This is a genomic window from Streptococcus australis, assembly GCF_901543175.1.
GTDB lineage: Bacteria > Bacillota > Bacilli > Lactobacillales > Streptococcaceae > Streptococcus > Streptococcus australis_A.
Map to the genome: position 1 here is coordinate 1,399,460 of NZ_LR594040.1, position 22,462 is coordinate 1,421,921.

Sequence of the window (22,462 nt, forward strand, 5' to 3'; positions counted from 1 at the left end):
TACTAAAATACAAAAACCACGACTCGCTAAAAAGGACGAAAATCGTGGTACCACCTTTGTTCGAAAAAAGACTAAGTCTCTTTTCCTCTTGTCCCGTAACGTGGGAAACGTCCAATCTTACTGATTTCAGACTGGATTACTTGAGAGGATAATCTCACCACTAGGGATTGCAGGACTCACACCGTCTCCTACTCGCTGGAAATATAGTTGGTCAGATCTTGTTCTCACATTTATTTCTTATAATATTGTAACGGATTCTTGTTGTGCTTCATGTCCAGTAGTTGAAGAAGCAGTTCCAGTTGCTGATGGCGATACTGAGAAATACTCTTTCACGATTTCTGAATCCTCATGTTGTGGCTCAACTGAATGAGACCGTATCTCTTCTACAAGCGTATCGATGTCTAGGCCATGATTTTCCACTTGATTGTTAACTTGCTGGGCTTCAAACTCAGCCAATTCTTTGTTGCCCGCCTCAATCCGTGCTTGTAACTCCGCCATTTCCTCAGGTGAAAATTGGCGAGTTACATCAATCGGCTCTTCTTCTGGTTGCGAAGGAACAGCTTCTCCCAAGACCTCACCTACAACTTCCTTGAAGGCTTCATCACTTGTTTGGAGATAAGTCGCAGTCGGACGAAGAATATCTTCCCAATCTGAAGATTCAACAATGGCCAACTGACTTTCAATCGTAGATTTGAGACGTTGATGAAATACACGACTCTTGTTCTTCAACTCTTCTGTCTCAACAGCTACTTTCTTAGCATTATCTGTGGCCTGACGTAGGATTTCATTAGCCTTGTATTTTGCCTCTTCAAGGAGGCGCTGGGCATCTTGCTCAGCCTGTTGAATAATATTGTTTGAGCGATCTTGAGCAGCTTGCTTTACACGTTCAGCCGTATCTTGAGCAATCAAAACAGACTGGCTCAAAGAATCTTTCATCTCATCAAAGTAAGATAAGCGCTCTTCTAAACTTCTAATGTGCCTTTCCATTTCGTGATTATTGCGAACCAAGTCCTCGTAATCACGAACAACAATATCAAGAAATTCATCTACTTCTTCTGGATCAAACCCTCTGAATTTCGTAGAAAAGGTTTTATCTTTAATTTCTAATGATGTAATTGGCATACTTTTCCTCACTTACTTAATAATAATTGGATGGTCAGTTTTATCTTATCCCTTTTAGTTTGCCCATTTTCTTTGACAATCTTCAGACGACCAAACTTTCTCACGCTAATCAAATCCCCTACAGCTACTAGATAATCACATTTTTCAATGGGGTGGTAGTTTACCTGAACAGATTTTTTCTCTATGAGTTGACTAGCCTGCTTTCTGGATAATTTCAAGGCACTTGATAAGAGGGCATCCAAGCGAAAACTGGAAATCAAAATCTCTTGTTCTTGATAATTGATCTCAGATATGATTTTATCGGTGAAAGGACATTCCTCCAGCGACACAGGTAATCTGGCAATCTTTTGTATCCCATCCTGAAACAGAGGGATAAAATCACGATTGACATAAATCTGTGCTCTCTTTTCATCTACCAAGATATCACCAAAGAGCTTACGATCAATTCCTAGTTGATTGATGATTGTCCCCAAAATCTTTGCATGTGTTAGCTGTTCAAATCTACTTGGATAACGGATCTCTAGCAATGCCATTTCAAAATCTGACAGTGTCGGACTGAAATAATCCGGATACAGAAGGACACGGACAAATTCCGTCTGGATATATTCTCCGCTACTCACACAGCCCAGTCCATATGTCCCAGCCAAAACCCTCAATATATGTTCCTGATGCGGGTTGACAAAAGCAGTGAGGACAGGAGTATAAGTATCTTCCACCCGCTTGATCCACTCTAATCCCTTATCAATAAAGGGAGCATCATCAAGGGAAAAGTGCTGGTAAATTGCTTTATTTGTCATCATAGTATCAACAAGAAACGAATCAAGCTGTCACCCAAAAAACGGACGATTAGGATTGCCAGCCAAATGGATAAATCCAAACCTCCAAATTGTAAAGGTAAACGGCGAAGTGGATCAACAATCGGTCTAATCAGCTTTTCCAGTAAATGTTCTAGTGAACTACCGTAAGAATTTGGAAACCAAGAGAGGAGTGCATAGATTAACAAAAGCAGGGAATAGATATTCACTGCATTTTGGATCAGACGAATTAGAAAAATCATTATTTCGCTCTACTTCGTTTAATATCAAAACCAAATTCTGCACTTTGAGAATCATCAGGCAACTTGATATCTTCAATATTCACAACCACATTGACTGGTGTCAACAAATACATTGTACTCGCAACTTTTTTCAGATTACCTGCCAAAACATGACGGGCACCGTCCAGATAGTCTAGACAACGACGAGCCTGAACCTCTGTCATGTACTGGAAGTCAATCAAGATACTTTCATTTCCAGCCAATAAATCCACAATCTCTGTTGCATCCTCATATTTTCTAGGATAACGAACATCAATCGTTACTTTTTCATCTGTACGATGACTTTGCATAGCCAATTCTTGTTGACGAGCATGTAAGCGAGTGATGTTGGCATCTTTTGAAGTGGTTGATTGAAACTGCGCTGGCAGTTCTTTAGAAGCTGAACTCGATGAAGCAATCATCTGCTCATCCTGAGGTTGATAAGTCGCAGTTGTTTCTTCCCCATCTTCTGTAAAATAATCTATAAATTTATCAAATCTATCTTTTAAAGACATAGATCTCTCCTATTTAAAAAATGCTGTGCCAATTCGAACAAAGGTCGAACCAAATTGAATCGCTTCCTTATAGTCACGACTCATCCCCATGCTCAACTCTGTCATCGGCATATTAGGAATTTGTTTTTCCCTAATTTCTGCTTGCAGTTCCTGAGTTTTCTTGAAAATTTGTTTCAATTCATCAGAATCTGCCTCAAAAGGAGCCATGGTCATCAAACCAACATACTCAATCTGATCTAGCTGAGCCAAGTTCGGCAAAAGTTCTAGTAATTCTTCTTTTGAAAAACCGTGCTTGCTTTCTTCTCCTGAAATATTGACCTGTAGGAAACACTTGATAACATGATCTGTCCTCTTTTGAATCTCCTGTGCCAATTTAAGGGAATCTAAAGCATGAAAGTAATCCACAAAAGGGATTACTTCTTTAACCTTCCGTCTTTGTAGCGTTCCAATCAAATGCCAAGTGACAGGGAATTCTTTTAACGTCTGATATTTTTCTAAAAATTTATCAACACGATTTTCACCAATATGATGAACACCCAAGGGAAGCAGGGCTTCCGCTGTTTTTACGTCCACATATTTTGTCACTGCAATAATTGAAACAGAAGCTGGATCACGATTGGCTTCTCGGCTAGCTTCAGCGACCTGCTGAAAAACGAACTCTGTATTTTTTTTCAAATCCATTGATTAACGATTCTTGAAGAATGGAGGTGTGTCCAACTCATCTTCGTCCTGATAAGTCGGTGCTTCGAAACGTTCTACAGGTGATACGACTGAATCAGTTTGACGAACGATTGATTCACGACGCAAGTCCCAATCACCAAAAGCAGAAGATTGACTTGTTTCAAAGCGTCGTTGGCTTTGTTTTGGTAATTCTGCTGTATCTTCTAGGTCAAAATGACGATCAAAATTTTGAGGGTGCGGTTGTCTTGAGGCTTCACGACGAGCCGCTTGTTTTACTGGAGAACCAACAACTTTTTCTACACGTTCTTGACGAACACCCGTAGCTACAACTGTTACACGGATTTCATCTTTCATGCTTTCGTCGATTGATGTTCCAAGCCAGATATTCACTCCTTGACCAGCTGCTTGGTTGACGATTTCTGAAGCTTCTTCCGCTTCAATCAAGGTCAAATCAAGACCACCAGTAACGTTGACAATGACATCTTCAGCACCGTCAATAGTTGTTTCAAGAAGTGGTGAGTAAATCGCTTTACGAGCCGCTTCAACGACACGCTCTTCTCCACTGCCAATACCGATACCCATGAGGGCATTCCCTTTGTTTGCCATGACAGTTTTCACATCGGCAAAGTCAAGGTTGATCAAACCTGGGTTGGTAATCAAGTCTGTAATCCCTTGAACACCTTGGCGAAGGACGTTATCTGCCTCGCTAAGAGCTTCAAGAAGTGGTGTTTTCTTGTCAACAATCTCTAGCAAGTTGTTGTTTGAAATAATCAATAGTGTATCAACATGCTCGCGAAGTTCGTTGATTCCTTCTACAGCGTACTGACCACGTTTGCTTCCTTCAAATCCGAAAGGACGTGTCACAACACCAACTGTAAGAGCTCCAAGATCTTTTGCAATGCGGGCAATAACTGGGGCAGCACCTGTTCCAGATCCTCCACCCATACCAGCAGTGATGAAAACCATGTCTGCCCCGCTAATTGCTGCTGTCAATGCTTCTTCGCTTTCTTCTGCAGCTTTACGTCCAACTTCTGGACGACCACCAGCACCCAAACCACGAGTCAACTTTGGTCCGAGTTGGATAACTGTTTCAGCTTTTGTACTGCTTAAGGCTTGTACGTCTGTGTTCGCTGCAATGAATTCTACGCCTGAAACACCTTCGTCGATCATGCGGTTAATAGCATTACCACCGCCTCCACCGACACCAATTACTTTAATAACTGCACCTTGAGCAGCTGCTGTATCAAATGAAAATGTCATAATTTCTTTTCCTCTTTTATTCATCAAACATGCTTCCGATCAAGCTACGGAAACGGTCTGTTAATTTCGGTTTATCTTGAGAACTTGCTTGGAATTCGTCTCTTGGAGCAAGGCCACTGTCAGGTGTGATTTCAGTTGCTGCAGTAGCTGGTTGCACTGGAGTTGATTGTATAATTGGTGTCACACTCTGATTTGAAACACCAAAATTAATTGGTTTTTGGCGAAGGAATTCATCTCCTCTGACTGCTTTTTGAGCCAGAAGATTCACTTCTGTCAATTTACCTGCAAACTCAGACAAGCTGATTACATGTGCAAAAGCAGGGTTGCGAATTCCCACTTGATTTGGCACATAGAGTTTCACTCGAACACCAAACACTTCTTGCGCCAATTCGACAACTCCTGGTAAAATTGCATTTCCACCGATAAGGACGATACCTCCTGGCAAATCTAACAAGTGTCTTCTGTCTAACTCCTGTTTAATTTGATCAAAAATATGTTTGATACGTGCTGAGATAATTTCTGCCAAGTAACTTTCTGTCACTTCAACGGGCTCTACTTCACCAATGACTTCAACTTGGAAAGTCTCGTTACTTGCTAGTGGAACATAAGCTTCACCATAGTTGAGTTTCAAACTCTCTGCGATTTTTTGGGAAGTTTTTAAGACTTTGGAAATGTCTTTAGTGACATATTCTCCACCTTCTTGGTAGATATTTGTAAATTGCAATTCTTGATTGCGAATGGTTGCAACTGTAGTCTGTCCACCACCCATATCAATCACTGTCGCGCCAAACTCACGTTCTCCCTCATTGAGAACTGAATTTACAATCGCTAATGGTGAGATGATGACGTTGTCAACATGGATTCCCACGCGCTCCACGGTTTTACGAAGGTTATGAAGAATGGTACGAGGTCCTGTGTAAAGTAAACCACGCATTTCCAAACGCACCCCCATCATGCCACGAGGGTCACGAATACCTTGGAAGCCATCTACGATAAATTCTTCTGGAATGAAAGTAATCACTTCACGATCAGGCGTCATGCTCTTTGTCAAAGCTGATTTGACAACATTCTCTACGTCTTGATCTGTAATTTCTTTTGTATCTGATGTTACAGGAATCATTCCTTGAGTTGGTTCAACCTGCAAGAGATTTGCTGGTAAACCAACATTGACAGACTTGATTGAAATTCCTGCCTTCTCTTCTGCCTGGGAAATTGCGGATTTAATTGCTGAAGCAGCAGCCTCAATATCAACGATAATCCCGTCTTTGACACCTTTACTCTTGGCATTGCTAACGCCAATTACATTTACTTCACCATCTCTATGTTCGGCAACTAGCACTTTGATGGAGCTAGTTCCGATATCTAAGCCTGTAAAAAAACCATCTCTAGTCATTACATTGCGTCCTCTCTGTCTTCCAAGTTTCTCACTTCTATTTTCAATAACTATGTTTGGGCATAGCTATTCACAGAATATTATAACACAAAAAATCCAATCGTGCTTAGTTTTTCATAAATTTCCTCTAGTTTTTTTGTAAAAGTCTTTTAAACGATTTTTCTCAGGAGCAATCATTATTTTTATATCCTTATGGCTATATTTTGTATATTTAATCAAAAAAAGAGAAGGCCTTCTTAAGCTTTCTCTTGAATCATTTTTTCTGCTCTTTGTTGCAAAAAGACCTCTACTACTTTTGCAGTCAAGCTGATAGCTGCTACCAACACACTGGACACGATGAGGTAGTTAGCCAATAGTCCGTGATTTCCCACTAGTGGTGGTTTATTTAAAAATCCATAATCTCCACCTACAACCAAGTTGACAATTCCGATCAAGGCATTTAGAGAAAATGTAATCACTGTCACATTTTTCAAATTAAGCAGGGAAGCTTCATAATTCTTAAACAAGTATAGGAGCGCATTCCCCAAAAGTGCCACGTGCCCGATGATAAAGGACAGGATGGTCACGTGCGGAAACGGATAAGGGTCAAAGAGTGGATAAGCCAGAGCTGCAGTTGCTCCAAAGGTTCCTAGAAGGGCAAAGTATTGCTTGTACTTGGAAGTACCTGGAATCAAGAGCATGACAAACATGGCGATACGGCAATGATAGAAGGGCAAACTTTCTGATAAGGGCATTTGATTCCCCCAATACCAGCTATACAGAACAATCAATTGAAGAGACTGAAGGATCTGAATAAAGCGCTGGTAAGCCACCTTGTCGCGAAAGCGATAAGAAGCATAGAAAGTAAGAGCCAATAAACATAACAAACCAATATACCAGTGGAGTTCAAACTGGGGCGGTTCTGATATCTGTGTGGTAAATAATTGTTCCCACAAATTCATATTCTATTCCTCGTTCATCTAGTCGGAGCAGTAGAAAAGTCACTGCTCGACCTTTTTAATTTTTTTGAAAAAGCTTGATTCTATACTAAGCATAGAATACTTGCGACTTAAATTCGCAACCTATTATATCATTTGTGTCGCAGAAATGCACCTATTAAAAACCACGGTTTAAAACTTTTGGTTCTAAAACTAGATTAAACTTTCTACCAACTTGGCTAGATTCATTGAGTTCGAACCTTTGAGCAGGATTTGGTCATTTGCACCCAGACTTTCAGTGACCTGCTTGACTAGATCTTCAAATTGATCCTTGTCAGCTGTTTTCTTAAAGTAGAAAACATGACCGATTGGGAACATTTGACTGGCCAATTGGGCTAATTCAGCAATGTCTTCTCCGTAGAAAATAACTGTATCCAACACATCTGGGGAAAGGCTCAAAATCATCTGATTATGGAGTTGAACAGACTGGTCACCGAGTTCCTTCATATCTGCTAGAACAGCAATTTTCTTACCACCTTCGTTGGCTGGAATAGCCGAAAAAGTCTCCAAAATCAACTTCATTGCTGTTGGATTGGCATTGTACACATCTGACAAGATATCCGCGCCATTAGTAGCTTTCTTCCACTCGGTACGGTTTCGAGTCAATTCAAGATCTTGGAAGGCCTGACGAATCTGCTCTTCTGAGACTCCTTCTTGGAGAGCCACGTAAGCGGCTATCATAGCATTGGTAGCATTGTACTTACCAGTTACTGGCAAATCAAGGGCTTGCTCCAAGAAATTGGCCTTGAAGGTCAGACTATCCTTACGCTCAACCAAGTCTGTAATTTCCAGCTCTGCTCCTTGACCAAAACGAACTACCTTTTTATCAGTTGGCAAGTAGTCCTCTACGATAGGGTCAGCTGGTGCTAAAAGCAAGGAACCTGAAGCCATTCCATCTGCAATTTGCATTTTTCCTTTAGCAATCTCCGAACGGTCTTTGAAAAAGGCCAAATGAGCTTCTCCAACCAAGGTCACGATGGCTGTCTTGGGGTGAGCTAATTCAGACAAGAGATGGATATCTCCTAGGTGATCCTGTCCCATCTCCAAGACCAACTTTTCTGTCCCCTCAGGCATGTGAAGAACCGTGTAGGGAAGGCCAATCTCGTTATTGTAGTTTCCTTGTGTTTTGTAGGTCTTGTAGGTTGTTGATAGTAAATGCGCCAGCATATCCTTGGTCGTTGTCTTGCCATTTGAACCTGTAACAGCAAAGACATCAACCGCTGTTTTTTCAAGATAGTAGGCTGCGAGAGTTTGAAAGGCAGTCAAGACGTCGTCTACTAGAATGTAGGGATGACTTGCAACCTCTTTCTCAGACAAGGTTACGACTGCACCATTTTCAAAAGCTGTTTCGATAAAGTCATGACCGTCACGTGCTCCCTTGAGGGGCACAAACAAATCTCCCGTCGCGATTAAACGACTATCGAACTCTGCCTTAACTAGCGGACTATCTGGATAAACTGTCACATCATTTTTAGCTCCAACAGCTTGTGCCACTTCATGGATTGTTAATTTCATTTCTACTCCTTTAAAAAGGGTTGAAGTCCACGAACTCTACTCACCTAGCAGTGACAGTTCTGGCTCCTACCCCTCTCTTTCATTTTTATAGCAAATGCGCTTCGCGCTTGTCAAAGCTTTCCTTAGCAAGGTCAACCAAACGCTCGATTAGTTCTGGGTAGCTGATTCCCATATTCTCCCATAACAGTGGATACATAGACCACTGGGTAAAACCTGGCATGGTATTGAGCTCGTTTAGGAAAATCTCGCCCTTATCTGTATAGAAGAAATCACAACGAGATAGACCTAGTCCACCAATCGCACGGAAGGCAGTTTCTGCATTTTGACGCATGACAGCTACCACATCATCACTAATCTCGGCTGGGATGTCCATGGTAATCTTGTTATCGATATATTTGGCATCATAGTCATAAAAGGCAACATCCTTGACCACTTCACCTGGCAAAGTGCTTTTGGCATCGTAGTTGCCCAAGAGACCAATCTCGATTTCACGGGCATTTACTCCTTGCTCAACCAAGACACGGCTGTCATATTGGAAGGCAAGTTTCAATGCTTGACGGAGTTCCTCTTGATTTTCAGACTTAGAAATACCGACACTAGAACCCATGTTTGATGGCTTAGTAAAGACTGGATAAGTCAACTTTTCCTCAACTTCAGCGATTTTAGAGGTCACATCATCGCCTTCAACGATGGCCACATAAGGAACTTGAGCAATTCCTACTGATTCTAAAACACGCTTAGTCGTGATTTTATCCATGGCAAGACTGGATGACAAGATGTTGCAACCTACATAAGGCATTTTCAAGACTTCCAAGAATCCTTGAACAGAGCCATCTTCTCCCATCGGGCCATGAAGAACTGGAAAGACTACTGCACCTTCTTCGTATATGGCACTTGGCGCGATTTTCTTGTCCCAGTCAATGGTCGCATTGGTCATGAGACGATCCTCTTGACCTGGAGTCTGACTAAATTCCTGCGTTTTGATAAAGTCACCTGACTGACTGATAAAGAAAGTCTTGACTGTGAAACGGTCGTAGTTGACCGCACGCATAACACTTTCAGCTGAAAGGACAGAGACTTCACGCTCTGCACTCCGCCCACCGTATAAAAGAATAATTGTTTGTTTCATATTACTGTCCTATTTTCTAATAGAATACTCGCATCTTAGTATATCATATTTGCTTCTTTTTTGAAACTTGAACATGGTACTGGTAGTAAAGAAATATAAAAAGAGACCGATAACGACAAACTCGGTCTCCCCGTTCTTGTATAAATGAATTGAGTTCGTAAATTTATTTACTCCTACAACTCTGTCCGATTTTCAATAGCTCGTAAGAGTGTGACTTCATCCGCATACTCGATATCTGCTCCCACGGCCAGGCCTCGTGCTAGACGAGTGACCTTGATACCAGCTGGTTTGAGGAGACGAGATAGGTACATGGAGGTCGCTTCCCCATCTGCTGTCGCATTGGTTGCCACAATCACCTCTGAAACCTCACTATCCATGAGACGGGTCATAAGACTCTTGAGATTGATATCGTCTGGACTGATGCCATTCATAGGAGAAATGAGTCCATGCAAGACATGATAGAGTCCGTTGTATTCTTGGATGTTTTCCATAGCAGCAACATCGCGACTATCCTCTAGCACCAAGATGGTTGTCTGGTCACGAGTCGGATCTGTACAGATCGAGCAAGGGTCATCATCCGTCAAGCGACCACAGATGGAACAATAGGTCAATTCCCGCTTAGCAGACAGTAGGTTTTTCGCAAATTCATTGACATCGTCATCAGACATTCCAATGGTATAGAAGGCTAGGCGGGTAGCCGTTTTAATCCCGATACCTGGTAACTTTGAATAGCTATCAATCAGCTTGGCAATAGGTGTTGGATACAGCATATGTTCCTTTCTAATTCATTGGATGGTGTTGGTTATAAAGATTGATAATGTCGCGTGCAATCGAAGGTCCGACACCGTTTGTAAGGTTGGTGTTATGAGGAAAGACGACTGCGACTGCGATTTGAGGATTTTCGGTTGGTGCATAGGCGACTGCGTTGGTATTGTTGGCTTTTTGACCGCCATTAACATAACTTTCGGCAGTACCTGTCTTTCCACTGATGGAAACGGCTGCGCCATTTGAAAAGGCACGACCAGTTGTCAGAGCGCTCGTTCCATGAGAAACTTGATAGAAACCTTGTTGCAAGATAGCCATATCTGCTTCTGAGATATTAACCTTGTTCATTTCCTTGGTAGCTGTTTCTTGAACTAGACTACCTAAGCCACCTTGGTCATTGTTTCCATAAACCCCTTCAACGATGTGGGGAGCCAATCGTACGCCGTTGTTTGCAATGGTCGCGACATACTGGGCTAACTGCATAGGTGTGTAGTTGTCAAACTGACCAAAAGCATTATTTAGATAGTTGGCCAAATCAAATTCTTTTGGTATAAATCCTGTTGATTCATCTGGAAGATCAATCCCTGTTGAAGCTCCGAGTCCATATTCCCCAAAGGTTGATCGTAATTTGCCCATAGCTGTATCTAATTGACTCGTTGCTACCATCATATTGGGTTTATAGGTCTGTCCCATAATTCCCAAAGCTGTTTGCACCATGTAGGTATTGGATGAGTATTCTAAGGCTTCAACCGCTGTGATAGGAAAAGAACCGTAGGACAAGGTATACCATGAATTGATAGGAGCTGAACCTTGGAAAACAATCGGCTGGTCTGTCAAGGTTTGATTTCCTGACAAGACGCCGTTTTCCCAGCCAGAACTAATAGTCGCCGCCTTAACAACAGAACCTGGCACAAAGACGTTAGTGACTGTGCCTAGAGAGTCTGAGCTCAGTTTGCCTGATTCAACATCATGTTTGATACCAGACATGGCTAGAACTGCACCTGTTTTAGGATTGAGAGCGACTGCGTAGACTCCTTCCGAATATTTGGCGCCACCATTACTCAACTCGGAGTTAAAGTAGCTCTTGAGTAGGTCATCCACACCATTCTGGAAAGCTAGGTCAATCGTTAGTTTGATATTGTTTCCTTTGCTTCCTTCCTCGACATTCTCCACACTTTCCATATTTCCATGTTTGTCGAGGTGGATTTCCTTGACGGAGCGTTTGCCTTGGAGGACATCTTCATATTGCTTTTCAAGATAAGAAGTTCCCACTCGGTCATTGAGAGAGTAGCCTTTCTTGAGATAAGCGTCAACTTCCTCAGCTGGAAGACCGGACTTCTCATTTGAAACACTACCGACGATAGACGATAGAGAAGTGTCTAGTACTTTTCGGTCCCATGAAGTTGAAATGCTGATCCCTGGTAATTCCTTGGATGCTGATGCGACGAGAGCGACCTGAGTATCATCCAAGGCATCCGTAGAAATGGTTCCTGTAGCAAAATTTTCAACAGCATTGAGCTGACTAAAGAGATAGATTTCCTTTTTCTGGTCATCTGTATAATTGAGTTGACTCACGTCAATACTTTCAACCGCATTATTGTAGAGAGTCGCTTCAGATAAGCGATTTCCATCTGAATCTAGGCGTTTATCACTTGGCAAGGATTCGACTGTTTTTTTGTAAACGTCCTGGTCCGCTAAGTAGTAGTCTGCAATCTGACGGTCTGTCAGATTAGGGGAAGTTACATTTACATAAGTCAGCAGTTTTTTAGCCGTCTCCTTTAACTCTGCCGCCGTCATCTTATTGTTTCGTGTGAAAGAAACAACTTGCTTAAGTGTGTTTTCTACCAAGGGTTTCCCTGTTGCATCATAAATCTGCCCACGAGCTGAACTGGTTGTTACCCTTGTTTGGCTGGCTGAAGCCAATTTTGTTTCATAGAAATCTTTATTTAGCACCTGCATGTATAACAATCGACCGATAATGGTCATAAACAGCAGGATAACAATGGCAAACAGTAAATTAAGCCGAATCGGAATCGAATGGCTATTAAATTTTCTCATACAACTAAGACTCTTTTCTAGAAAAATTTCCGATTTTCACCTTCATTTTCAGCTAAAATAATAGAGCAAACGGGTGAAGCTCAGTACTTTTCATTGTACCATATTTTACGGAGAAACTCTTGGAAAAGTCGAAGCATTTTTTAACTTTTAACTGAAAATGCCTTTTTATTTAGTTATCCTATCTTCTATGATATAATGATGTTAATAAGCAGGCAATCGTCAACTTTTAAGAGTTTGACTCATGAAAAGGAGCTCCATGAAAAAGCAGGATATCGCAACTATTATTGATCTTCATTTTGAAGAATTAACAGAGTTAGAGCAGGAAATAGCTCGTTATTTCTTGCAGGTAGATACGATTGTGGATGATCTATCATCACAACAGGTTACTCAAAAACTGCATGTTTCCCAAGCTGCCCTTACCCGTTTTGCAAAAAAATGTGGCTTTACTGGCTATCGAGAATTTGTTTTTCAATACCAGCACCAGGCCAATAAACAGGACACCCATTCTCACAAACATAGTCCTTTGACCAAACGTGTACTTCGAAGCTACAGCAACCTACGGGAACAAACACAGGATTTGATCGATGAAGCGCAGCTTGAACGTGTAGCTCAGTTAATTGAGGATGCTGAACGAGTTTACTTTTTTGGGACGGGAAGTTCTGGTCTGATTGCCCGTGAGATGAAACTGCGTTTTATGCGACTAGGTGTTGTCTGTGAAGCTTTGACCGATCAGGATGGCTTTGCATGGACGACTAGCATAATGGATGAAAACTGTTTGGTACTTGGTTTTTCCCTATCAGGCACTACCCAATCCGTCCTCGATAGTTTGTTGGATGCCATGGAAATGGGCGCCAAGACCATCCTCTTTACCAGCGCACCAAACAAAAATAGTCAGGCCTACACCGAAACAGTCCTCGTCGCAAGTCATAGCCAATCTTCATACATCCAGCGTATTTCCGCTCAACTTCCTATGCTCATTTTAATAGATTTGATTTATGCCTACTTTTTGGAAATCAATCGCGATAGCAAGGAAAAAATTTTTAATAGTTATTGGGAAAATAAAAAACTCAACGGCTATCGTAGACAAAAACGCGTTAGAAAATCCTAGTTTGGTTGAACCAAACTAGGATTGTTTTGTTTTGAAATGGTAATTGGCTCATAGGTGGTCTTCCCAATCCTCCTTTCCGTTTTTGAATGTTTGTCAACAAAAAAGGAAGTATCAACTATCTGCTTTTACTTCCTTTCTCTAATTTTATTTAATTGTTTTACTTCGACAAACTGGGATTTAGATTTTAACCCTTCAGGAAAATAAAATGAGCTATTCTTCAGAAGTACGTTCTATAAGATTATAGTTTAATGCAGAGTGTAGCGATGTAGTCATTTCCATAACGTGACAATCGATGTCTTTTGTCACATGATTCATAAAAATCAATCATAGCGAGACCATTTTTAAGTTGTCCTCTGATTTGCGTTTCTAAGGTATGGCTAAATTCATAGCCATACTCTGGGTCTATGGTTATTTTGCCTTCCGCCTCAAGCTCTTTTGAATTAAAAGGTAGTGAAAACTTTAACAGCAATTCCTTATCGGGCTTGTCCCATACAATGTCGGCATCATACATGTATATCCAAGGATTCATAAATCCGACCATTAACAAACCGCCCTTTTTCAATACGCGAGAGGCTTCTTTATACATGTTTTCTAAATCCTCTATATATACATTTGAAACTGGATTAAAAATAATATCAAAGGTTTCATCTTCAAATGGAAATGGTTTTGTCATATCGCCTTGAACGGTAGTGATTTTTAATCCTTCTCTTTTAGCAACCAACTCATCTCTTTCTAATTGTGATTTAGAAAAATCCATGATGGTGACATCATAACCTTTTAGAGCAAAAACTGGACCCTGCTGTCCACCACCACAAGCTAGACCTAATATCTTTTTTCCCTTGGCTTTTTCAAACCATTCTTTCGGAACTTTTTTCCCAACAGTTAAGGCAACAGAAATTGGATGTTTTCTAGCTTCTTCTAATTCTTCATGTGTCAATGGCTCAGTATAGTCATTTTTGACATTATTCCATCTATCTTGATTACATTTTATATAATCGTTCATCTGATAATCTCCTCGTAATTTGATACTATTTCGATTTAAGGTGAATAGGTTGCCATTGCATTTTTCTCACCTATACAAATTCTAATTTGTCAATTTTCGCCTATCTCATTATATCATTTTTCCACATTTTCTCATTTACTCAAGCTAAATATCAATTAAATTGATGATAGAATTGCTCTCGCCTTAACCTTTCATAAAAGGCGATTATTTTCTCCTAGTTTCTCACGATTACCTCCTTTCGCTCAAATTTTTCAATAAAAAAAGAATTAAGCAAAACATTTTTCACTCAAGTAGTGATTAAGTGTTCTTCTTAATTCTATAGTTCCAAACTAGGATTGTTTTGTTTTGAAATGATAATAAGCTCCCAACATACCTGCTGTATTTTGGTGATGGGCAAATTCTAATCGTGTTTTTTCAGCCAGACTTGGTACCAAGGCCGCCTTCAAGGCTGTGCGGATCTTTGGTTTAAGAATAGCCTCTTGTCCCATGATACCGCCACCGAGAATGACCACTTCTGGATTGGCAACGTAACAAATATTTGCCAGACCTTTTCCAAGGTAATCTACCATGCGGTCAATGCCAGCCATACAGACCTTGTTTCCTTCTGTGGCCTCCTTGAAAATGCGTCGCCCATTCCACTGATCAACTGGATCACCATGAGCTGCTGCCACATATTCTACCAAGGCTGTCGTAGAAGCCAAATCTTGGAAAGCTCCATCCTGCATATGCATATAACCGACTTCACAGGCTGAATTGCTAAATCCATGGAAAACTTTCCCATCCATAATCAAGCAACCACCGATACCTGTTCCAATAGTCAAGCAAAGTGTCACACTCGCTCCCTTACCTGAACCAGATACTGCCTCAGCTAGACCTGCACAGTTGACATCATTTTCAATTTCACAAGGAATCGAAAAGTTCGTCTCGATTTCCTTTTTGAACTGGATCCCTGCATAATTCGGAATTTGTGGGCCAGCATAGAAAATCTCACCCTTATCAGGATCCACCATTCCTGCAGAAGAAATGGCAGCACCTGCTACTGGGCCTTTTTCTAAATAGCTGGAAACGATATCTTTTGTCTTTTGTAAGATATGGGGTCCACCCTTATGCGCCTCAGTTGACATTTCATGCGATTCAACCAGTTGGCCTTCTTGGTCAATCAAACCATATTTGATGTTGGTTCCACCAATATCAATTACAACGTAGTGTGTCATAAATACCTCCTTATGGATTTAGAGGAAGCGCTCCTTGGTTTCACGAATCAATTGAGCAGCTGCTTCTACAACTGGGCGATCTTCTTCAGTCACTGGTGTCAATGGCGAACGAACTGAACCAATATTCAATCCTTCATTGAGTTTCAAAACTTCTTTGATGACACAGTACATATTTCCATGTGCAGCAGTCAATTTACCAATGATTGCGTTGATAGCATACTGCAATTCACGCGCTGTTTCCAAGTCTTTGTCAGCAATCAACTCATTAAGTTTCAAGAAGAGTTCTGGCATAGCACCATAAGTACCACCGATACCAGCTTTTGCACCCATGAGACGGCCACCTAGGAACTGTTCATCTGGACCATTGAATACGATGTGGTCTTCTCCCCCAAGGCTGACAAAGGTTTGGATATCTTGAACTGGCATAGAAGAGTTCTTAACACCGATAACACGAGGATTCTTCAACATTTCAGTGTAGAGACTTGGAGTCAAAGCAACACCTGCTAATTGAGGAATGTTGTAGATCACATAGTCTGTGTTTGGCGCTGCAGCACTGATATCATTCCAGTATTTAGCAACTGAGTACTCAGGCAAACGGAAGTAAATTGGTGGGATTGTTGCGATAGCATCTACTCCCAAACTTTCCGCATGGCGAGCAAGTTCCATACTATCCTTTGTGTTGTTGCAAGCAACGTGAGCAATGATAGTCAATTTACCTTTGGCAACTGCCATGACTTCTTCCAAAATCAACTTGCGGTCTTCAACGCTTTGGTAGATACATTCACCAGAAGAACCGTTGACATAGAGGCCTTGAACTCCCTTATCAATGAAGTATTGAACCAAGGCACGCGTACGCTCTGGACTGACTTCTCCTTGATCATCATAACATGCGTAGAAGGCTGGAATGACACCTTCGTATTTTTTCAAATCTGACATAGATTTTCTCCTAAGATTTCTTTTTTTCTGCTGAGAGCAGTTCTATTTTTTACAAGTTTAGTATACACCTTGTGAAAATCGCTTTCAATATCTTGTATACACTTAGATTTTAGTTTCTACTTGTGTTTTAGAAACTGTAACGATTGAAAGTAGTTTCAGAAACACCTCATTCTACTGGTATTTGGCGAAGATTTTCTCCATCAAACCTGCTTGGAGAAAGACTAGCAAACCAAAACCAAAGAGGATAAAGGCTGACCCACCCAAAAGGAGAGTGAAGGCAGATAGATAAAGGACCATCACTATGAGAAAGAGAATGGCTAACATGAGGAAGAACCACGGAAAGTTAAAACTTGCCAAGATAAGCCCTTTTTGCAGCACTTCTTTCCAAGACAAATCATAGCGAGCAGCGATGGGATAACTAGCCAGCATCACCAGAGTGAGGAAGATGAGAATCCCCAAACAAATAGCTTTCACAAGCTGGAAAGGCAAAGCTGTCTGTCCCCAGAAGAGATAGAGGTCTAAAAGACTCAACAAAACTATGCCCAACTCTAGCAAACCTAACTGGAAACCCAGTTTCAAATTTTGCTTGAAAGCTCTCAGATAGGTTCTGAAAACAGGTACTCGTCTGCTTCTCTTAATCTCAAACATGGTTTCATAGAGGCTGATTTTAGCCACTCCAATCGTCACGATGGGCAAACAAGAGACGACAAAAAGAAGATTGGCTGTCACGATATCCAAGACCTTTTCACTGAATCGCATGAGAAAGTTATCTGTATCAAATGCTGCCTTGATAAGGCTTACTCCTTTTTGTGCCATGTTTGCTCCTCCTGATTTTTTTAATCAATCAAAATTTTAAAGAGATATTTGCGAATCTTCTCTTCCATACCTGCATAGCCATTTGGCTGGTGAGGTTCTCCTGGGAAGAAAATCGCAAAATTGTGATAACCCAACAAGAGTGGGTAGTGTTCATGACAATGGACAAAACCAATGTCACTCGCTTCATCGAATGCTACCGCCTCGTCTTTGATACGTGAACCGTAGCTCGAATATTCATGTCCTTCTACCAGCAAATGCAAATCTGCATAATTCTTATGGTGCTCAAATTGATCATTTTCAGCTTGATTGAGGACATTTTCCTGAACAACTAGAAAGACCTTGTCCCCGTCAATCTCATACTTACCTAGTTCGAAAGAACCCTTACGGTGCTGATAGAGATAGTCGATAGCCTTATCTAGATTGGGATGAATCCCTTTGTAAAAGGTGATGTTTTTCAAATCGTCAAAAATCATACTTTTTCCTTCGTTTCTGATAGTTAACCAGAATCATAAATTAAGTTTATAAGTGTCTGACAAAACTTCACGAAGTAACTGCATTCTCTCCATTTTGTAGACACTTATAACTCTATATTTCCATAGTATGTCAAGACCACTTCCGCAACCTTGATATACTAGTTTACTTTTCTTATCCCTTAACAGCTCCCATAGTAATACCCTGAGTGAAGGATTTTTGGAAGACAAGGAAGACGGTTACGATTGGCACGGCTGCAAGAGCTGCACCAGCCATGATCAAACCATAGTTGGTTGCCATTTCAGCCTGCATGGTTGCAACCCCGAGTGAGATAGTCAAGTTTTGACGTGAAGTCAACATAACCAACTGCATGAAGTAGTCGTTCCAAGTATTGATGAAGGTAAAGATTGCAAGGGCTGCAAATCCTGGCTTCACAATAGGGAAGGCTACGCTCCAGAAGGTACGAATTTCACCACAACCGTCGATTTTAGCTGATTCAAGCAATTCTGTAGGGATATTTTCACTGAATTGTTTCATGAGGAAGACCCCGAATGGCCATCCAATCAAAGGCAGGATAACTGCCCAAAGTGTATCGTGAATTCCCATGAAGTTGACGATACGCACCAATGGTACAAGGACAACTTGTTTTGGAAGAGCCATGGCAGCGATAAAGACTGCAAAGAGGATGCGCTGACCATAGAAACGTTTTTTAGCCAAGACATAACCTGCTAGAGAAGAGGTTGCACAGACTAAGAACATGGTTACCAGTGAGATAAATACAGAGTTCCACATCCACTGCATAGCAGGGTTTTGCACCATGAGTTGTTGGAAGTTCTCCATGGTTGGCATTTTAGGGAACCACTGTGGTGGAATCATGATGGTATCAGGTTGTGATTTGAAGGCCCCTGTCAAGATCCAGTAGAATGGAAAGATGAACAGTACGGTCAACAAGAGCAAGATAATCGTTGAAATAACAGTGAAAGCTGTTAAAGGTTTCTTTTGTGTGGGTTGCATAACTGTCTCCTTTCTTTAGTATTCTACGTCGTTTCCGAGGATCTTGAATTGAGCAAAGCTGACAATGGCAATCATCACTGCCAAGAAGACACCGATGGTATTTGCATAGCCGTATTCTGTCAATTGGAAGGCTTTTTCGTAAAGGTAGTACATGAGTGTACTTGTTGAGTAGTTTGGACCACCAGATGTCAACAATTGAATCAAGGCGAAACATTGGAAAGAGTTGATAGTCGTAATGATCGCGATGTAAAGAGTTGTTGGAAGAAGGCTAGGCCATTTGATCTTCCAGAAGACTTGGAACTCAGTCGCACCGTCAACACGCGCTGCTTCAACAAGTGAATTATCAATATTTCCCATGGCAGCGATATAAAGGATAATCGGTTGACCAACAGATGTTGTCAAAAGGATAATCATAATCGCTAGCAAGGCCCAGTTTTTATCACCCAGCCAAGAAATGTTTTGGCTGATGATATGACTTGACTTAAGGACAAAGTTCAGAATCCCTGATAGGGGATCGTAAATCCATTTCCATACAACCGTTACGGCAACGCTACCTGTAACTACAGGAAGGAAGAATACGAAACGATAGAAGGATCTAGCAATCGCATTTTGATGATAGGTTTGAGATGCTACAAAGAGCGAGAAGAGAACCACAATCGGAACTGATCCAATAACCAGAATAACGGTATTGATCAAAGACTTGGTAAAGACAGGATCTTTAAACATGCGAACGTAGTTGTCTAAGCCCACAAACTCAAAGCTGGTCATGGAGTAGTTAAAGAAGCTTGTAATGAATCCCATAATCATAGGAGCCAAGACGAAGATCACAAAGAAGAACAATACTGGTGCTAAGAAAGCATAGGAAATCACTGTTTCCCGCATGCGAATTTTATTGACTTTCACAGTCGGCACCTCTCTTTCGAATAGAATATTTTTTGATTTTCTTGAACTGTTTTAAAATCAAAATGAAATTTTTTAAGATTCGCTTATGTAAGAACTTCATTTTAATTTCGTGACAGTTCCTTACATTTCAAACAAAAGTCCCCCTTTTCTTACACCTTAGTGCACAGGGAAAAGGGGGAATCAATCTGACTTAGTGCTTATTGTTTTGTAGCTTTTTTGATTGTTTCGTTAGCTTTTTCAGTGAAGGCTTTCAAAGCATCCGCTGGTTTTTCGTCACCATTTGATACAGATTGCAACATTGGGAACCAAAGTGTTCTCATTTCAGCAAATCCGTTGATTGTGTTGTAGTATGGTGAGTAGTATTTAGTCCAGCTGCTGATTGTTTCCATACGTTTGTCATCATAAAGTTTGCCAAATGATGTACGAACTGGGAAGGCACCTGTACGAACAACGTCTTTAGGACCCCATTCTTTGTCATCTGCGATGAATTGAACGAATTTCTTAGCAGCTGCGACTTTCTTGTCGTCTTTGTTGTTAAATACTGCAAATCCGTTTACAAGGTATTCAAGAGATGGTTTACCAGAGTCTGATGGGAATGGTACTTCTACCACGTCTACCTTACTTGCTTCCAAGAGTTTAGCTTGGATACCGTTTTGAGCTGGTGCCCAAAGGATTGTGTATGAAGTTTGACCGTTCGCAAAGTTTTGGATGTCTGCTCCACCGTCAAATTGTGAACCGTTGTTCAATAGACCGTCTTTAATCCAGCTAGCAGCTTTTTCAAGACCTTTGACGAATTTTGGATCGTCTGTTGTATATTTGGTTACGTCTTTGTCTGTTACAGAACCGCCATAAAGGTTTGCGATGAAGGCACGTGTTCCTTGGTCTCCCCCTTGACCAGAACTGAACAATGAACCTGGTGTATATCCTTTATCTTTAAGCGCTTTCAAAACTTTTTCAAAGTCATCAGTTGTCCAACCTTCTTTTACAAGGTTTAGAACACCAGCATCTTCCAACATCTTCTTGTTCATGGCCATGTAGAATGGTGCTGAACTGATTGGATACATGTAAGCTTTGTCTCCAGCCTTACTTGCTTGTACGATGTTTTCATTGTTAACATCTTTGACGAATTCGTCTGTGAAGAGGTCATTCAACTCAGCCAATTTACCATTTTTACCGTATTGGATGATACGTCCTGGTGCGTCAAAGAGTACATCTGGCGCTGTTCCTGCTTCGATAGCTGTTGTGATCTTTTCTGGACCTGACTTGAAGTCGATGGTTTCCAATTTCACTTTTACATCTGGATTTGCTTTTTCAAAAGCTTCGATGATTGATTTTTCATAAGTTCCAACACCATCACCAGTTTTTTCTTGTGTGAAGACTGGGAATGCCCACCAAGTGATTTCTGTTTTTCCGCTATCGCTACCAGATTTTCCAGCATCTTTACTTCCACCAGAATTCCCACAAGCCGCAAGGCCAAGAATCGCAGCACCTGCAAGTACTGTACAAGCTAGTTTTCTAAATTTCATTTGTATTCTCCTAATTAATAAGCGTGTCCATATTGGATAGTGAGTAAGCTTCTATTTGTATACGTTTTCATTTCATCCGACGCATCGACCACTCTCCTCTGTTTTGAGATTGTGTTATTTAAGACCGGCAACAAAGCGTTCCGTAATCTCTTTCGGTCTAGTAATAGCTCCACCGACAACGATGCCTCGCACCCCATATTCAAGGATTTGTTTGGCTTGTTCTGGTGTATGAATTTTCCCTTCAGCGATGACATCCACACCGGCATCGCAGAGTTTTTTAATCAGTTCAAAGTCTGGACCATCTACTTTTGGACTGTAAGAAGTATAACCTGATAGGGTTGTTCCAACAAAATCAATTCCTGCTTCGACTGCTGCTAGCCCTTCTTCAAAAGTACTGGTATCAGCCATTAAGAGTTGATGAGGATATTTTTCTTTGACTTGTCGGATAAAATCCTGGATTTCCAAACCGTCGTAACGTTCACGTTTGGTACAATCCAGAGCAATGACCTCTATGTCTAGTTCAGCCAGTTCATCAACTTCTTTCATAGTAGCTGTAATGAATGGCTCCTGCGGCGGATAGTCACGCTTGATAATCCCGATAATCGGGAGTTTCGTAACCTCCTTGATCTCCTTGATATCACGAACACTGTTTGCTCGGATACCGACTGCTCCACCTTGCTCAGCCGCTTTGACTAGCAAGGGGATGACCCCTCCCGCTTCTGTATAAAGCGGTTCGTGAGGAAGTGCCTGGCAAGAGACAATGATTCCATCTTTGATTTGTTCAATCAAGGCTTCTTTGCTGATCTGTGGCATCCTCTTTCCTCCCTTTCTTGTTCTTATGGGCTTATTATATATCATTTGTTAAGCGCTTTCAATAGTTTGTAGTGGAATAGATTTCAGTTTCAAAACTATTTTATAGAACAGACTATCCTGAAAGTAGTTTCAGACATCTTAGAATTTCTTATTAGCACACCTTGAACC

General features: G+C 41.1%; 22 protein-coding genes. 1 reads left to right on the forward strand and 21 read right to left on the reverse strand.

Going from position 1 to position 22,462, the window contains the following annotated elements:
- Positions 1-237 precede the first annotated feature (237 nt).
- From FGK98_RS07100 to pbp2b, 12 genes are all read right to left on the reverse strand, one after another.
- Entirely contained in the window at positions 238-1,122 is an 885-nt protein-coding gene (locus FGK98_RS07100; protein ID WP_241993346.1) for a DivIVA domain-containing protein, read from the reverse strand.
- Positions 1,123-1,130: 8 nt separating this feature from the next.
- Complete coding sequence (locus FGK98_RS07105; RefSeq protein ID WP_138100630.1) at positions 1,131-1,922, reverse strand: YlmH family RNA-binding protein; 792 nt, start codon at positions 1,920-1,922, stop codon at positions 1,131-1,133.
- On the reverse strand, positions 1,919-2,179 hold the full coding sequence (locus FGK98_RS07110) for a YggT family protein (RefSeq protein WP_138100631.1): 261 nt from the start codon (positions 2,177-2,179) through the stop codon (positions 1,919-1,921). Before FGK98_RS07110 ends, FGK98_RS07105 begins: the two co-directional genes overlap by 4 nt.
- Entirely contained in the window at positions 2,179-2,712 is a 534-nt protein-coding gene (locus FGK98_RS07115) for a cell division protein SepF (protein WP_000053360.1), read from the reverse strand. Before FGK98_RS07115 ends, FGK98_RS07110 begins: the two co-directional genes overlap by 1 nt.
- A gap of 9 nt (positions 2,713-2,721) precedes the next feature.
- Positions 2,722-3,393 (reverse strand): YggS family pyridoxal phosphate-dependent enzyme, encoded by a 672-nt coding sequence (locus tag FGK98_RS07120; RefSeq protein ID WP_138100632.1) that lies wholly within the window; start codon positions 3,391-3,393, stop codon positions 2,722-2,724.
- A gap of 3 nt (positions 3,394-3,396) precedes the next feature.
- A complete protein-coding gene (gene ftsZ / locus FGK98_RS07125) occupies positions 3,397-4,653 on the reverse strand; it encodes a cell division protein FtsZ (RefSeq protein WP_004243484.1) in 1,257 nt (418 codons plus the stop codon).
- Between the two features lie 16 nt (positions 4,654-4,669).
- A complete protein-coding gene (gene ftsA / locus FGK98_RS07130) occupies positions 4,670-6,046 on the reverse strand; it encodes a cell division protein FtsA (RefSeq protein ID WP_000196334.1) in 1,377 nt (458 codons plus the stop codon).
- A 236-nt stretch (positions 6,047-6,282) separates the two neighbouring features.
- On the reverse strand, positions 6,283-6,987 hold the full coding sequence (locus FGK98_RS07135; protein ID WP_138100633.1) for a YwaF family protein: 705 nt from the start codon (positions 6,985-6,987) through the stop codon (positions 6,283-6,285).
- Positions 6,988-7,176: 189 nt separating this feature from the next.
- The gene (locus FGK98_RS07140; RefSeq protein ID WP_138100634.1) at positions 7,177-8,538 is read right to left on the reverse strand and encodes a UDP-N-acetylmuramoyl-tripeptide--D-alanyl-D-alanine ligase; all 1,362 of its coding nucleotides are present in this window, start codon (positions 8,536-8,538) and stop codon (positions 7,177-7,179) included.
- A gap of 85 nt (positions 8,539-8,623) precedes the next feature.
- Positions 8,624-9,667 carry a D-alanine--D-alanine ligase gene (locus FGK98_RS07145; protein ID WP_138100635.1) on the reverse strand — a complete coding sequence of 348 codons (1,044 nt, stop codon included), beginning with the start codon at positions 9,665-9,667 and terminating at the stop codon, positions 8,624-8,626.
- 173 nt (positions 9,668-9,840) lie between these two features.
- Complete coding sequence (recR, locus tag FGK98_RS07150) at positions 9,841-10,437, reverse strand: recombination mediator RecR (RefSeq protein ID WP_138100636.1); 597 nt, start codon at positions 10,435-10,437, stop codon at positions 9,841-9,843.
- 10 nt (positions 10,438-10,447) lie between these two features.
- Positions 10,448-12,490 (reverse strand): penicillin-binding protein PBP2B, encoded by a 2,043-nt coding sequence (gene pbp2b, locus FGK98_RS07155; RefSeq protein WP_138100637.1) that lies wholly within the window; start codon positions 12,488-12,490, stop codon positions 10,448-10,450.
- A 256-nt stretch (positions 12,491-12,746) separates the two neighbouring features.
- Here pbp2b and FGK98_RS07160 point away from each other — a divergent pair, with 256 nt between their 5' ends.
- Positions 12,747-13,598 (forward strand): MurR/RpiR family transcriptional regulator, encoded by an 852-nt coding sequence (locus FGK98_RS07160; RefSeq protein ID WP_138100638.1) that lies wholly within the window; start codon positions 12,747-12,749, stop codon positions 13,596-13,598.
- Positions 13,599-13,836: 238 nt separating this feature from the next.
- Here FGK98_RS07160 and FGK98_RS07165 read toward each other — a convergent pair whose 3' ends face one another.
- The 9 genes from FGK98_RS07165 to FGK98_RS07210 form a co-directional block, all read right to left on the reverse strand.
- Positions 13,837-14,601, reverse strand: coding sequence for a class I SAM-dependent methyltransferase (locus tag FGK98_RS07165; RefSeq protein WP_138100639.1), 765 nt, complete (start codon positions 14,599-14,601; stop codon positions 13,837-13,839).
- A 329-nt stretch (positions 14,602-14,930) separates the two neighbouring features.
- The gene (locus FGK98_RS07170; protein ID WP_138100640.1) at positions 14,931-15,815 is read right to left on the reverse strand and encodes an ROK family protein; all 885 of its coding nucleotides are present in this window, start codon (positions 15,813-15,815) and stop codon (positions 14,931-14,933) included.
- 18 nt (positions 15,816-15,833) lie between these two features.
- Positions 15,834-16,751, reverse strand: coding sequence for a dihydrodipicolinate synthase family protein (locus tag FGK98_RS07175; RefSeq protein WP_138100641.1), 918 nt, complete (start codon positions 16,749-16,751; stop codon positions 15,834-15,836).
- 171 nt (positions 16,752-16,922) lie between these two features.
- Positions 16,923-17,567 carry a YesL family protein gene (locus FGK98_RS07180; protein ID WP_138100642.1) on the reverse strand — a complete coding sequence of 215 codons (645 nt, stop codon included), beginning with the start codon at positions 17,565-17,567 and terminating at the stop codon, positions 16,923-16,925.
- A gap of 20 nt (positions 17,568-17,587) precedes the next feature.
- Positions 17,588-18,040 carry a YhcH/YjgK/YiaL family protein gene (locus tag FGK98_RS07185; protein ID WP_138100643.1) on the reverse strand — a complete coding sequence of 151 codons (453 nt, stop codon included), beginning with the start codon at positions 18,038-18,040 and terminating at the stop codon, positions 17,588-17,590.
- 172 nt (positions 18,041-18,212) lie between these two features.
- A complete protein-coding gene (locus FGK98_RS07195; RefSeq protein ID WP_001183243.1) occupies positions 18,213-19,052 on the reverse strand; it encodes a carbohydrate ABC transporter permease in 840 nt (279 codons plus the stop codon).
- A 15-nt stretch (positions 19,053-19,067) separates the two neighbouring features.
- Positions 19,068-19,934 carry a carbohydrate ABC transporter permease gene (locus tag FGK98_RS07200; RefSeq protein WP_171011152.1) on the reverse strand — a complete coding sequence of 289 codons (867 nt, stop codon included), beginning with the start codon at positions 19,932-19,934 and terminating at the stop codon, positions 19,068-19,070.
- Between the two features lie 218 nt (positions 19,935-20,152).
- Positions 20,153-21,481 carry an ABC transporter substrate-binding protein gene (locus FGK98_RS07205; protein WP_138100646.1) on the reverse strand — a complete coding sequence of 443 codons (1,329 nt, stop codon included), beginning with the start codon at positions 21,479-21,481 and terminating at the stop codon, positions 20,153-20,155.
- 114 nt (positions 21,482-21,595) lie between these two features.
- Complete coding sequence (locus FGK98_RS07210; protein WP_125399236.1) at positions 21,596-22,294, reverse strand: N-acetylmannosamine-6-phosphate 2-epimerase; 699 nt, start codon at positions 22,292-22,294, stop codon at positions 21,596-21,598.
- Positions 22,295-22,462 lie beyond the last annotated feature (168 nt).